This is a genomic window from Streptomyces sp. NPDC008125, assembly GCF_042957125.1.
In the GTDB taxonomy this organism is placed as follows: domain Bacteria; phylum Actinomycetota; class Actinomycetes; order Streptomycetales; family Streptomycetaceae; genus Streptomyces.
On the sequence record NZ_JBIBHR010000004.1, the window covers coordinates 68,536 to 81,320 of the forward strand.

General features: G+C 71.3%; 12 protein-coding genes and 1 tRNA gene. 10 read left to right on the plus strand and 3 right to left on the minus strand.

What is annotated here, in order from left to right; all coding sequences use genetic code 11:
• Positions 1 to 256 precede the first annotated feature (256 nt).
• The gene (locus ACFZAX_RS08135) at positions 257 to 3,016 is read left to right on the plus strand and encodes a penicillin acylase family protein (RefSeq protein WP_390960148.1); all 2,760 of its coding nucleotides are present in this window, start codon (positions 257 to 259) and stop codon (positions 3,014 to 3,016) included.
• A 27-nt stretch (positions 3,017 to 3,043) separates the two neighbouring features.
• Here ACFZAX_RS08135 and ACFZAX_RS08140 read toward each other — a convergent pair whose 3' ends face one another.
• Positions 3,044 to 3,709, minus strand: a complete 666-nt coding sequence (locus ACFZAX_RS08140) for a 5-formyltetrahydrofolate cyclo-ligase (RefSeq protein WP_390960149.1) — start codon at positions 3,707 to 3,709, stop codon at positions 3,044 to 3,046.
• Positions 3,710 to 3,803: 94 nt separating this feature from the next.
• On the opposite strand from ACFZAX_RS08140, the gene galU reads away from it, so the two are divergent.
• From galU to ACFZAX_RS08180, 8 genes are all read left to right on the plus strand, one after another.
• A complete protein-coding gene (gene galU, locus ACFZAX_RS08145; protein WP_390960150.1) occupies positions 3,804 to 4,706 on the plus strand; it encodes a UTP--glucose-1-phosphate uridylyltransferase GalU in 903 nt (300 codons plus the stop codon).
• A 4-nt stretch (positions 4,707 to 4,710) separates the two neighbouring features.
• A complete protein-coding gene (gene glp / locus ACFZAX_RS08150; RefSeq protein ID WP_390960151.1) occupies positions 4,711 to 6,021 on the plus strand; it encodes a gephyrin-like molybdotransferase Glp in 1,311 nt (436 codons plus the stop codon).
• Positions 6,022 to 6,144: 123 nt separating this feature from the next.
• Complete coding sequence (gene moaC / locus ACFZAX_RS08155; protein ID WP_390960152.1) at positions 6,145 to 6,645, plus strand: cyclic pyranopterin monophosphate synthase MoaC; 501 nt, start codon at positions 6,145 to 6,147, stop codon at positions 6,643 to 6,645.
• Positions 6,642 to 7,169 (plus strand): molybdenum cofactor synthesis domain-containing protein, encoded by a 528-nt coding sequence (locus ACFZAX_RS08160; RefSeq protein ID WP_390960153.1) that lies wholly within the window; start codon positions 6,642 to 6,644, stop codon positions 7,167 to 7,169. Before moaC ends, ACFZAX_RS08160 begins: the two co-directional genes overlap by 4 nt.
• A gap of 17 nt (positions 7,170 to 7,186) precedes the next feature.
• Positions 7,187 to 7,798 (plus strand): GNAT family N-acetyltransferase, encoded by a 612-nt coding sequence (locus tag ACFZAX_RS08165; RefSeq protein WP_390960154.1) that lies wholly within the window; start codon positions 7,187 to 7,189, stop codon positions 7,796 to 7,798.
• A 132-nt stretch (positions 7,799 to 7,930) separates the two neighbouring features.
• The gene (gene glpR / locus ACFZAX_RS08170) at positions 7,931 to 9,235 is read left to right on the plus strand and encodes a gephyrin-like molybdotransferase receptor GlpR (RefSeq protein WP_390960155.1); all 1,305 of its coding nucleotides are present in this window, start codon (positions 7,931 to 7,933) and stop codon (positions 9,233 to 9,235) included.
• A 128-nt stretch (positions 9,236 to 9,363) separates the two neighbouring features.
• A tRNA-Ala gene (locus tag ACFZAX_RS08175) sits at positions 9,364 to 9,437 on the plus strand.
• Between the two features lie 598 nt (positions 9,438 to 10,035).
• Positions 10,036 to 10,251, plus strand: a complete 216-nt coding sequence (locus ACFZAX_RS08180) for a hypothetical protein (RefSeq protein ID WP_390960156.1) — start codon at positions 10,036 to 10,038, stop codon at positions 10,249 to 10,251.
• Positions 10,252 to 10,558: 307 nt separating this feature from the next.
• On the opposite strand, the gene ACFZAX_RS08185 is transcribed toward ACFZAX_RS08180, so the two are convergent.
• Complete coding sequence (locus ACFZAX_RS08185) at positions 10,559 to 11,044, minus strand: GNAT family N-acetyltransferase (RefSeq protein WP_390960157.1); 486 nt, start codon at positions 11,042 to 11,044, stop codon at positions 10,559 to 10,561.
• 49 nt (positions 11,045 to 11,093) lie between these two features.
• Between ACFZAX_RS08185 and ACFZAX_RS08190 the strand changes: the two genes are divergently transcribed.
• A complete protein-coding gene (locus ACFZAX_RS08190) occupies positions 11,094 to 11,909 on the plus strand; it encodes an exodeoxyribonuclease III (protein WP_390960158.1) in 816 nt (271 codons plus the stop codon).
• Positions 11,910 to 12,114: 205 nt separating this feature from the next.
• Here the strand turns inward: ACFZAX_RS08190 and ACFZAX_RS08195 are convergent, their stop codons facing one another.
• The gene (locus ACFZAX_RS08195) at positions 12,115 to 12,768 is read right to left on the minus strand and encodes a MerR family transcriptional regulator (RefSeq protein ID WP_390960501.1); all 654 of its coding nucleotides are present in this window, start codon (positions 12,766 to 12,768) and stop codon (positions 12,115 to 12,117) included.
• Positions 12,769 to 12,785: the final 17 nt, after the last annotated feature.

Consider the following 12,785-nt stretch of genomic DNA (forward strand, 5'->3'; position numbering starts at 1 on the left):
GAGACCAGCAGGAGTTCGTTGAGCGTGTGGACAGTCAGGGCGCGTTTCCTTCCCCGCGTACGACCGCCGGGCAGGTTCCCGGCGACCAGGTACTTCGTTACCTTACCTAATCTTTAACGCTTTCTTGACGCCTTCGAGTATGTGTACGACCTGTGTGCGGATGGCCGCAGCCCCCCACCGCGTCCGAGTCGGATCGGCGCTGCGCCTATGGTTGCCCTTGCACTCCCAGGACCACCCTGCCCCTCGAAGGACAGCGATGCCCGCCAACACAACCGTCTCTGCCGGTCCTTCCGCTGCGAAGAAATCCGGCAGGAAGAAGGGGCGACGCGCCCGCCTGATCGTGATCGTCCTGGTCCTGGCGCTGGTCGCGGGTGTCGGGTACGGCGCGTACTGGTCCGTCGCCACGGTCCGGGCCTCGTACCCGCAGACCACCGGAACGATCGAGCTCCCGGGCCTGACCGGAGACGTCGAGGTCAAACGCGACGACTACGGCATCCCCCAGGTCTACGCGGACACCGACGCCGACCTCTTCCGCGCCCAGGGCTACGTCCAGGCGCAGGACCGCTTCTACGAGATGGACGTCCGCCGTCACATGACGGCCGGGCGGCTCTCCGAGATGTTCGGATCCAGCCAGGTCGAGACCGACTCCTTCCTCCGCACGCTCGGCTGGCGGAAGGTCGCGCAGGAGGAGTACGACAAGGTCCTCAGCGCCGACACCAAGAAGAACCTCCAGGCGTACGCCGACGGCGTCAACGCGTACCTGAAGGGCAAGGACGGGAAGGACATCTCCGTCGAGTACGCGGCGCTCGACCTGACCAACGACTACAAGCCCACCGAGTGGACCCCGGTCGACTCGGTCGCGTGGCTGAAGGCGATGGCCTGGGACCTGCGCGGGAACATGCAGGACGAGATCGACCGCTCGCTGATGACCAGCAGGCTCTCGGCGAAGCAGATCGCGGACCTGTACCCCGAGTACCCGTACGCCAAGCACGAGACGATCGTCGGCGAGGGCGCGGTCTCCTCCGCCACCGGCGAGTTCGACCCGGACGCCGAGCCGGCCGACACCACCGTCGACGCGGACACCGTCGCCGGTGCCACCGAAGGGCTCGACACCCAGCTCGGCGCGCTCTCCGACACCCTGGACGAGATCCCGGCGCTGCTCGGCCCGAACGGCAACGGCATCGGCTCGAACTCCTGGGTCGTCTCCGGTGCGCACACCACCACCGGGAAGCCGCTGCTGGCGAACGACCCGCACCTGGCGCCGATGCTGCCCTCGCTCTGGTACCAGATGGGGCTGCACTGCCGCACGGTCTCGGCGAAGTGCCAGTACGACACCGCCGGGTACACCTTCTCCGGCATGCCCGGCGTGATCATCGGGCACAACCAGGACGTCGCCTGGGGTCTCACCAACCTCGGCGCCGACGTGACCGACCTCTTCCTGGAGAAGGTCTCGGCCGACGGCTACCTCTACGACGGCAGGACGGTCCCCTTCACCACCCGTGTGGAGACCATCAAGGTCGCCGGCGGGAAGAGCCGGAAGATCACCGTCCGCGAGACCAACAACGGTCCGCTCGTCTCCGACCGCAGCAGTGAGCTGGAGAAGGTCGGCCAGAAGGCCCCGGTGACGGGCGCCGCGCCCGACCGCGCCTCCGGCTACGCCGTCTCGCTGAAGTGGACCGCGCTCCAGCCGGGCCACTCCATGGACGCCGTGTTCGAGCTCGACCGCGCCGACGACTTCGCGTCCTTCCGCGACGCCGCCGCGCACTTCGAGGTGCCCTCGCAGAACCTCGTCTACGCGGACACCAAGGGCAACATCGGCTACCAGGCCCCCGGCTGGATCCCGGTCCGCAAGTCCGGCGACGGCACCCTGCCGAGCCCCGGCTGGTCCTCGAAGTACGGCTGGGAGAAGGACCCGCTCCCCTTCAGCGAGCTGCCGTACGAGTACAACCCGGAGCGCGGTTACATCGTCACCGCGAACCAGGCGGTCGTGGACGAGAAGTACCCCGAGCTCCTTACCAAGGACTGGGGCTACGGCACCCGCAGCCAGCGCATCAACGACCTCATCGCGTCGAAGATCAAGGGCGGCGAGAAGATCTCGACCGAGGACATGCAGAAGATGCAGATGGACAACACCAGCGAGATCGCCGCGCTGCTGGTGCCCAAGCTGCTGAGCATCAACATCGCCGACAAGGACGTCCGCGAGGCGCAGAAGCTGCTGGAGGGCTGGGACTACACCCAGGACTCCGACTCGGCCGCCGCCGCGTACTTCAACGGCGTCTGGCGCAACATCCTGATGCTGGCCTTCGGCAACAAGCTGCCGAAGGAGCTGCGGGTCGAGGGCGACTGCATCAACGTCACCCACGCCGACTCCACCGCACCCGTCGACGAGCAGAACAAGCTCGTACGGGAATGCGGCCAGCGCGACGCCGACTCGGCGCAGCCGGATGGCGGCGACCGCTGGAACGTCGTCGTCGAGAAGATCCTGGACGACGAGGACAACGCCTGGTGGAAGGTGCCCGCCCAGGGTCGCGAGAAGGCCATCGACAACCGCGACCAGCTCTTCGCCCGCGCCATGGACGACGCCCGCTGGGAGCTGACCGCCAAGCTCGGCAAGGACATCTCCACCTGGAGCTGGGGCCGGCTGCACCAGCTGACCCTGAAGAACCAGACCCTCGGTACCTCGGGCCCGGGCCTGCTCCAGCGGGCGCTGAACCGCGGCCCGTGGAACCTCGGCGGCGGCGAGGCGGCGGTCGACGCCACCGGCTGGAACGCGGCCGGCGGCTACGACGTCATCTGGGTGCCGTCGATGCGGATGGTGGTGAACGTCGGCGACTGGGACAAGTCCCGCTGGATCAACCTCACCGGCGCCTCGGGGCACGCGTTCAGCGCGCACTACACCGACCAGACGGACAAGTGGGTCGACGGCGAACTGCTCGACTGGTCGTTCGGCGCCGACGCGGTCGGCGAGTCCACGGTCGACACGCTGACGCTCAAGCCGGCGGCGGCCACCGGCTGACCGGGGGCCGGACACCACCCGGGCCGCTCAGCGGCCGAAGCGGTGCGTTCCGGCCGGAGTGACGACGGCGTCCACGGGGTGGTCGTGCGGTTCCGAAGGGACCCGCGCGACCACCTCGTTCCCGTACAGCAGCACCACGAGCGCCGGGTGCGCCCCCGCCGCGGCGAGCCGGGCCAGCACCCGGTCGTAACTCCCGCCGCCCCGGCCGAGCCGCATGCCGCGGGTGTCGGCCGCGAGGCCGGGCAGCAGCACCGCGCCGGCGTCGAGGACGGCCGGAGCGCCGAGGCGGGGACCTGCGGGTTCGAGCAGCCCGCGCCCCGCCTTGAGCAGCCTGCCGGTGCCTTCGTACACCGCCCAGTCCAGGTCGTGGTCGGACTGCAGTACCGGCAGCAGGACGCGGACACGCCGGGCGCGCAGGGCGTCGAGCAGCGCGCGGGTGCCCGGTTCGCGCCCCACCGACACATAGGCGGCGACGGTCCGGGCGCCGGTGAGTTCGGGCAGGGTGAGCGCGGTGCGGGCCAGCGCGGCTGCGGAGTCCGCGAGCTCCTCGGCCGTCAGCTCCGCGCGCGCGGCGAGGAGTTCGCGCCGCAGGGACGCCTTCAGGGACGCGGCGTCGGCCGGGGGGCCGCTCGGGGCGTCGGACGGCTGGTCCGCCGGGGTTCCGCTGATGTCGTCGGCCTGGCCACAGGTCATAGGAAGCTCACACTCTGCTCAAACGGGCGCATATGAGTACAAAGTTAAGCAGTGGATCATCGGTCGTCCATGTCGAGCCGTTAAGGTTCTGCGCATGACTGAGTCGACTTCCAGGATCAGCAAGGCCGTCATTCCGGCCGCGGGTCTCGGCACCCGCTTCCTGCCGGCCACCAAGGCCACTCCCAAGGAGATGCTGCCCGTCGTCGACAAGCCTGCCATCCAGTACGTCGTCGAAGAGGCCGTGGCCGCGGGTCTCTCCGACGTGCTGATGATCACCGGACGCAACAAGCGCCCGCTGGAGGACCACTTCGACCGGAACTACGAGCTGGAATCCGCGCTCACCCGCAAGGGCGACGCCGAACGCCTCCAGAAGGTACAGGAGTCCAGCGACCTCGCCACGATGCACTACGTGCGTCAGGGCGACCCCCGGGGCCTCGGCCACGCCGTGCTCTGCGCGGCCCCGCACGTCGGCGACCAGCCCTTCGCGGTCCTCCTCGGCGACGACCTGATCGACCCGCGCGACGCGCTGCTCTCGCGGATGGTGGAGGTCCAGGAGCGCGAGGGCGGCAGCGTCATCGCGCTGATGGAGGTCGACCCGTCGCAGATCCACCTGTACGGCTGCGCCGCGGTGGACGACACCGCCGACGACGGGGTCGTCCGCATCACCGGCCTGGTGGAGAAGCCCGAACCGGCCGAAGCCCCCAGCAACCTCGCCATCATCGGCCGGTACGTCCTCGACCCCGCCGTCTTCGACATACTGCGCCGGACCGAGCCCGGCCGGGGCGGCGAGATCCAGCTCACCGACGCCCTCCAACTGCTCGCCGCCGACGAGAAGACCGGCGGCCCCGTGCACGGCGTCGTCTTCAAGGGCCGCCGCTACGACACCGGTGACCGGGGCGACTACCTCCGGGCCATCGTCCGCCTCGCCTGCGAGCGCGAGGACCTCGGCCCGGACTTCCGTACCTGGCTCCACCGTTACGTCACCGAGGAGATGTAACACCTTGAGCAGCGAGATCTGGTCGGTCGACGAGCACCTCGCCGACATCCTGGACGCGGTGAGGCCGCTCGAACCCATCGAGCTGCAACTGCCCGACGCCCAGGGGTGCGTCCTGGTCGAGGACGTCGTGGTGCGGATCGCGCTGCCTCCCTTCGACAACAGCTCCATGGACGGCTACGCGGTCCGGGTCGCCGACGTCACCGGGGCGAGCGAGGAGTTCCCCTCGGTGCTCACCGTCGTCGGCGACGTGGCCGCCGGCAGCGACGGACTCCCCGACGGCGGGAAGGTCGGCCCCGGCCAGGCCGCCCGCATCATGACCGGCGCTCCGCTGCCCGAGGGCGCCGAGGCCGTCGTCCCCGTCGAGTGGACGGACGGCGGCGCCGGCGAGGGCCCCGCCGCCACCATGCGCGCCCACCGGGACGCACCGGAGGGTGCGAGCGGCGAGGTCAGGATCTACCGCGCCCCCGGGGCCCGCGCCCACGTCCGGGCCGCGGGCAGCGACGTGAAGCCGGGGGACCTGGCCCTCGCTGCCGGATCGGTCGTCGGCCCGCCGCAGATCGGCCTGCTCGCCGCGATCGGCCGCGCCACGGTCAAGGTCCGCCCCCGTCCCCGCGTCGTCGTCGTCTCCACGGGCAGCGAACTCGTCCAGCCCGGCGAGGAGCTGACCGGCGGGCAGATCTACGACTCCAACAGCTTCGCGCTCACCGCCGCCGCCCGGGACGCCGGAGCCATCTCCTACCGCGTCGGCGCGGTCACCGACGACGCCGAGACCCTCCGGGCCACGATCGAGGACCAGCTCATCCGGGCCGACCTGGTGGTCACCACCGGAGGTGTCAGCGTCGGCGCGTACGACGTCGTCAAGGAGGCGCTCTCCTCGGTCGGCGACGAGGACGAGCCCGGCGGCGGCATCGACTTCCGCACCCTCGCCATGCAGCCCGGCAAGCCCCAGGGGTTCGGCTCCATCGGCCCCGATCACACCCCGCTGCTGGCCCTCCCGGGCAACCCGGTCTCCGCCTACGTCTCCTTCGAACTCTTCGTCCGCCCCGCGATCCGCGCGCTGATGGGTCTCGAAGAGGTGCACCGGCCCACCGTCCGCGCCGCCCTCACCACCACCGGGGCGCTCTCCTCACCGGCGGGCAAGCGCCAGTTCCTGCGCGGCACGTACGACGAGGTGTCGGGCACCGTCGTCCCGGTGGGCGGCTCCGGCTCGCACCTGATCGGCGCCCTGGCACGGGCGGACGCGCTGATCGTGATCCCCGAGGACGTCACCTCCATGGAGCCCGGCACGGAGACCGAAGTGGTCCTGCTCCGCTGAGACACGCACGGTGGCGGTACGGTATCTGCCGCTGCCTCACCGGGGGACGTACCCCGGGCCCCCGGCCCGCACCCCGGTGCGGACCGTGCGGGCGACCGGCGCCCTACCGCTAGGCGGAGTGAGTTGAGTACGCAGAACAGGCTGACGCACATCGACGAGGCGGGCGCGGCCCGCATGGTCGACGTGTCGGCGAAGGACGTCACGGCGCGCGTCGCCCGGGCCGGCGGCCGGGTCCTCGTCTCGCCGCGGGTGATCGAGCTGCTGCGGGGCGAGGGAGTACCCAAGGGCGACGCCCTCGCCACCGCCCGTATCGCGGGGATCATGGGGGCCAAGCGCACCCCCGACCTCATCCCGCTCTGCCACCCGCTCGCCGTCTCCGGCGTCGAGGTGGACCTGCGCGTGGCCGACGACGCGGTCGAGATCAGCGCCACGGTCAGGACCACGGACCGGACCGGCGTCGAGATGGAGGCGCTGACGGCGGTCACCGTCGCCGCGCTCACGGTGATCGACATGGTCAAGGCGGTCGACAAGGCCGCCGTCATCACCGACGTACGGGTCGAGGCCAAGTCCGGCGGCAAGTCCGGCGACTGGGAGCGCCCGGAGCGGGCGGGAGCGGACGCATGAGTGCCGTCACCGGTGGTGAGGGGCGTCCGGCCCCGTACACCGCACTCGTCGTCACCGCGTCCAACCGCGCTGCCGCGGGCGTCTACGCCGACAAGGGCGGACCGATCCTCGTGGACGGGCTCACCGCCCTCGGCTTCGCCACCGAAGGCCCGCAGGTCGTGCCGGACGGCGAGCCGGTGGAGCAGGCCCTGCGGGACGGGATCGCCCGTGGCTACGACGTCGTCCTGACCACCGGGGGCACCGGCATCTCGCCCACCGACCTCACGCCTGAGATGACCCGCCGGGTGCTGGACCACGAGGTGCCCGGAATCCCCGAGGCGATCCGCGCCGAGAACCGCGCCGCCGTACCGACCGCCGCGCTCTCCCGGGGCCTCGCCGGCGTCGCGGGGCGCACGCTCGTCGTCAACCTGCCCGGTTCGACCGGCGGGGTGCGCGACGGGCTCGCCGTCCTCGGCCGGATCCTGGTGCACGCCGTCGACCAGCTGCGCGGCGGCGACCACCCCCGTCCCGGGAGCCCGTCCTGAACGCGCCCCTCTGGCCGGTGCTCCTGAAGGACGGCGAGGTGACGCTGCGGCCGATACGGCTGCGGGACCAGAACGTCTGGCGCGAGGTCAACCGCCGCAACCGCGACTGGCTCCGCCCCTGGGAGGCCACCGTCCCGCCGCCCGTCCCCGGAGGGCCGGTGATCCGCAGGCCCACGTACCGGCAGATGGTCCGCCACCTGCGCTCCGAGGCGAGAGCCGGCCGGATGCTGCCCTTCGCGATCGAGTACGAGGGCCGTCTCGTCGGCCAGTTGACCGTCGCGGGCATCACCTGGGGCTCGATGTGTTCGGCGCACATCGGTTACTGGGTCGACCGGGAAGTGGCCGGCCGGGGCGTCATGCCCACCGCCGTCGCACTCGCCGCCGACCATTGTTTCCACCGGGTCGGGCTGCACCGCATCGAGATCTGCATTCGCCCCGAGAACCGGCCGAGCCGCCGGGTCGTGGAGAAACTCGGATTCCGTGAGGAAGGGCTGAGGCCGCGCTATCTGCACATCGACGGCGCCTGGCGGGACCACCTCATCTACGCCCTCACGTCGGAGGAGGCCATGGACGGTCTGCTCCGGCGCTGGCGCAGGTCGCGGCCGGGATCGAACCCCCCGCCTCCATAAATCATATGCGTGTTCGAATTAAGCGCTCCGTCGTCGCATTAAGCACCTGTGGCGTCACTCGTTGGTCTGAACAATCACAAAAAAGGCCCGCGATATCAGCCTGATCGTGCGACACACCGTGGCAATTGGCGGATGCCGCCGTGCAAACCCCTCTACGGTGTGAGCGTGAGCAGCAGCGGCCTCATCTACGCAGTCATCGTCGGGGCCTGGGCCGCCTACTTGGTGCCGATGTGGCTCCGAAGGCAGGACGAACTCAACGAAGCCCGTCCGACGGAACGCTTCAGCACCGCCATCCGGCTGCTGTCCGGACGGGCGGCGATGGAGCGTCGTTACGCCAAGGAGCTGCGGGAACGCGGCGCCGAGGAGGCGGGACCGGTCGTCGACCCGGACGCCGAGACGGACCGAATGGACTCCGTCGACGTCCGGGCCTTCGCCGCGCCCGGAGCGCACACCGAAGCCAGGATTCTCGATCCGGCGCACGCCCACGAGCGCGCGTCCGGACGCCCGGCGGTGGAGCACTCGGCCCACCCGGCACATCCGAACCACCCGGCACATCCGAACCACTCGGTACATCCGGGCCACTCGGCACATCCGGGCCACGAGCGGAGCGACCCCCGGAACCGTGCCGCGGCGCAACGCCCGTCCGCCGGGCGGCCCCCGGAGCAGCGTGCTGCGCCTTCCGGGCAGCGCGCCCGGGGCGGCGCCGAGGACGCCGAGCGCGTCCGCCGCGCCCAGCGATCCCAGGTACTGGCCCGGCGCAGGCGCACCACCAGCGTGCTCTTCCTCGTCTTCACCGCCGGCGCGATCGTCGCGGCGGTCGGCGGCCTCGCCTTCCTCTGGGCGCCCGCCGCACCGGCCGTGATGCTCAGCGCCTACATCGTGCACCTGCGTGTCCAGGAGCGGAGGCGGTTCGCCTTCACCATGGACCGCCGCCGGGCCGAGGACGCGGCGCAGCGGCTGCGCGAGAACCGCCCGCGCCGCCATCAGCAGCCGGCGGCGCCCACGGTGGAGCCCGACGAGGAGCCCGAAGCGCACCACCCGGCCGACCCGGTCCCCGTACCGACCGTGTCTCCGCAGGAGGCCGGCCGCCGGGCGCTCGTCGAGCAGACGGACCACGCGGAGTGGGTGGACCAGCAGCGCGAACGCGGCCGGGTCCAGGGCGACAGCTGGGAGCCGGTCCCCGTGCCGCTGCCGACCTACGTCACCGCCCCGGTCGCCCCGCGCGCCTCCGGCGGCGTCGAGGTCAACGACCCGGAGACGTGGAGTGCCGCCCGCTCCAGCACGGCCGAGCCCGCCCTGCCGGACCCGGCCGTCCCCGACGTGGACCAGACCCCGCACCGCCGGCCCGACGCCCGTCGCACCCGCGACCGGGGCCGTACCCCTCTCTTCGACCAGTACGACGACGAGGAGGACCGACCCCGTGCCGCCAACGAATGACGGCCGCGGCACGGGAGTTGGGCCCGGGGGTGCCCGGGCCCGAGGTCCTGGAAGCCCGACACCCCTGACCAGCGGGGAACGGATTTCCTAGCACCCCCTGGAGGGTGCTAGAGTTTCACTCGTCGCAAGGGCCTGTGGCGCAGTCTGGTAGCGCACCTCGTTCGCATCGAGGGGGTCTGGGGTTCAAATCCCCACAGGTCCACAGACGACAGTTCGCGAGTAGCTCTCGTGAACGTCACAAGATCCCGTCCGGTCGGAAGACCGGGCGGGATCTTGGCGTTTGACCGTCGTGCTCCACACGATCGAGGAGCTCCAGCAGCGCCTGGCCGCGAGCAAGCGGAGCGCGACCACCGGCCTCGACCTCGGCAACCAGGAGCCCTGTGGCGGTACTGGCGGCGGGAAGAAGCGGTGTGGAGTTGTGGCGGTGCTCGTGCCGCGCTGTTGGCCATGGGCGTCGGGCGTCGCAACGCACGTGATGACTGCCGGGCCGGTCTGCGGGGCGTGGGCCACCGCATGTGCCGTGCAGCCGGCTGGGAGAAGACCTTCTCGGAGACCTTCTCGACCTTGGAAGCCTCCGTGGACGTCCCCGTGCTTCCAGCTCGGCCCCCACCCGTGAACGCCCCCCGGACGACAGCGCGCGAGTAGCTCTCGTGAACGTCACCGGATCCCGTCCGGTCTGGAGCCCGGGCGGCATTCCGGCGTCCGTGCCGACTCGCCGGAGCGAGGTCCGGCGAGTCGGACCCGAGGGAGGCGGAAGTCTCTGCCAGCGTGGTCGGTCACTCGATGTTCGGGAGGTTCTGGTGCGAAAGTTCCACAGGGCTCGCCTCTGTCCGGCGGTCGGCTGGGCGATCGTGGTCGTTCTGCTCTCCGCACAGGGCGCGCAGGCCGCTCCACCGATCGGTCCTCCGGAGGACGAGCCGGGGACGGTCATCATGTCCGACGAGGAGTACGACGCGATGGTGGCGGAGCAGCACTGCCGGGAGAGCGGAGGGGCCTTGGGGGGACGGGGGAGGTGACCGGGTCGCGGACGGGATCACCGGCGTTGCGGCCGGTCCGGGGCGCGGACGAGATGGGCCGCCGGCTCCTCGGCGTGATGTCCGCGCCGCTGCCCGACACGGGGTACCACCGGGTCGACGTGAACGGAGAGCCAGGACCGCTGGATCACCGTGGCGGGGGTCACCGACGACGTCCTCGTGCTGGAGACGGGCCCGGACGGCGCCGTGGGCATCCGGGGCGTCCGCAACCCCGACAGACTGGGGCGGGTGCCCCTGCCGGACCGGCCGTTCCGGCCCCGTGGCCGAAAGCGCGGGGCGGGCGTGGTGGTCAGGACTCCTGGAGCGGCTTGGCCATGCAGATGCTGTTCTCGTACGTCCGGTAGTGGCCGAACTTCTCGCAGACCGTGTACCCGCTCGACGTGTACAGCGCGATGGCCTCGGGCTGCTTGTCGCCGGTCTCCAGGACCATGCGCGTGCGGCCGGCGGTGCGGGCGTCCTCCTCCAGCAGGCCGAGGATGCGGCGAGCGAGACCTTGGCCACGTCCCTCGCGTATGACGAACATCCGCTTGACCTCGGCGTCGCCGTCGGAGTAGCCCTCCTCGTCCCGCTCCATGGCGCGCCAGCCGCCGGTCGCCACCGGGCGCTCCCGCTCGTCGTAGGCGAGCAGGTACAGGCCGTTGGGGGGCTCGAACATGGTGGGATCGAGGTGGGTCTGGTCGCCGCCGTCCTGGTACCGCTCGATGTATTCGAGCTGGACCTCGTCGTTGAGCTTGACGGCGTCAGGGTGGTCGTACGACCGGCGCTGGATATTCACGCGGTTAAGCGTACATATGTACGGGGCTGTGTTTGGGTACTGTTCCTTGGTGCTTACCGTCACCTCTGTCAACGTGAACGGGCTCCGCGCCGCCGCGAAGAAGGGCTTCGTCCCCTGGCTCGCGGAGACCGGGGCCGACGTCGTGTGCCTCCAGGAAGTACGCGCCGAGGCGGCCCAGCTCCCCGAGGAGGTGCGGCAGCCCGAGGGCTGGCACGTCGTGCACGCGCCGGCCGCCGCGAAGGGCCGCGCGGGCGTCTCCCTCTACTCACGGCGTGCGCCGGAGCGCGTACAGATCGGCTTCGGCGGGTTCGGGATCGAGGGCGCCGAGGAGTTCGACCCGAGCGGCCGGTACGCCGAGATCGACCTCCCGGGCGTCACCGTCGCGAGCCTGTACCTGCCCTCCGGCGAGGTCGGCACCGAGCGGCAGGACGAGAAGGAGCGCTTCATGGCGGCCTTCCTCCCCTACCTGGTCGGGCTCAAGGCCCGGGCCGCCGCCGAGGGGCGCGAGGTCGTCGTCTGCGGCGACTGGAACATCGCCCACCAGGAGGCCGACCTGAAGAACTGGAAGTCGAACCGGAAGAACTCCGGCTTCCTCCCGGAGGAGCGGGAGTGGCTGACCCGGGTCTTCCAGGAGGCCGCGTACGTGGACGTGGTGCGCGCCCTCCACCCGGACCAGGAGGGCCCCTACTCCTGGTGGTCCTACCGGGGTCGCGCCTTCGACAACGACGCCGGCTGGCGGATCGACTACCAGGTGGCGACGCCCGGCCTCGCGGCCCGCGCGGTCAAGGCCTGGGTCGAGCGCGCCGGGGCCCACCCGGAGCGGTGGAGCGACCACGCGCCGGTGACGGTGGTGTACGAGCGCTGAGCGCGGGATCCCGCCGCCGACGCCGGCAGGGCAGGATCGGACTCCGGCACCTTCTCGGGGAAAAAGATCGGGTGTGCCCGCACGGTGCTGCCGTCGGTGTCAGAGGGGCCGGACGCTCCCTGGAGTGTCGGGCCCGGCTCCACCCGCACGAGCGACATGTCGCAGGTCGTCGGGCGAGCCTGTCCCACGGCCGTGGTGGCGATGGCTACTCCGGCGCGGCGCCGGGCCGCCGCTCGTCCTCGTCCTCCTCGCGCAGCCGCCGGTCCAGGGCCATCGAGAGCTCCGCGTCCACGACCGCGCGGGCCAGTGGGCGGAGTTTCTCGATGGGGCTGTCCGCCGCGTGCACCTGGATGACGCGGACGAAGATCTCGGCCAGCGCCTCGGCGTGCTCGCGAATGCGACGGCCGGTGGAGAGCACGGTGGCCAACGGGACGCCTTCGCGAACCAGTTCGGCCGATACCTCCAACAGGCGACGGCTGATGTGGACGATCTCGTCGCCGTCGGTGGCGAGATAGCCGAGATCGAGGGCGGTGGCGAGGTTCTCCGGGGTGACCTCGCCCTCGAAGTAGTCGGCGAGCTGTTCCGGTGTCAGCCGGACCGGGGTCTCCTCGGTGGGCTCGCCCAGGCCCAGTACTTCGGCGACGTCGCGGCCGCTCTCGAAGGTGGCGGCGAGGTCGGCGATGCCGTTGAGGGTGTGGCCGCGCTCCAACAGGCCGGTGATGGTGCGCAGTCGTGCCAAGTGGTGGCTGTCGTACCAGGTGATGCGCCCCTCGCGGCGGGGCGGTGGGATGAGACCGCGCTCGCGGTAGAAGCGCAGGGTCCGCACGGTGATGCCGGCCTCCTCGGCCAGCTCCTCCATGCGGTATTCGCGTTGCT